1 pseudogene is annotated in these 371 nt (G+C 67.1%); it reads right to left on the bottom strand.

The features are described from left to right. Positions 1-81 precede the first annotated feature (81 nt). Positions 82-371 (bottom strand): annotated as a pseudogene (locus U858_RS0133460) (LysR family transcriptional regulator); the annotation flags it as partial.

The following is a 371-nucleotide window of genomic DNA, read 5'->3' as shown; positions in this document are numbered from 1 at the left end:
GTGGCGGGCTTCGCCCGCCGTTGTGGGGGGTAGGGGCTTGTGTGGCGCGTTTGGGATGGCGGCTGAAGTTGGCTTGGCCGTCTATTCGGTTGTTGGTGTTGGGGCGCGTTGTGCCGTGATTTGCTTCAGGTAGTCCACCAGGCGTTGGCACGCGGGGGTCAAGGGGCGGTCGGCGCGGATGGAGTAGCCGACGTCGCCGAAGGTGCCGAAGACGGTGGTGGGTAGGCGGGCCAGCAGGCCCATGGTGAGGAATTGGGCGGCGGCGTCGTAGGGGATCAGTGCCAGGGCGTCGCTGTGCATCAGGATGCCGATGTTGGTCAGTAGTGAGAGCGACTCTACGTGGCGGGCGGGCAGGCGCAGGCCGGCGTCGA

The sequence above is a fragment of the Achromobacter sp. DH1f genome (assembly GCF_000633435.1).
Classification (GTDB): domain Bacteria; phylum Pseudomonadota; class Gammaproteobacteria; order Burkholderiales; family Burkholderiaceae_B; genus Achromobacter; species Achromobacter deleyi.
This window is presented reverse-complemented; position numbering and strand designations above follow the sequence as displayed.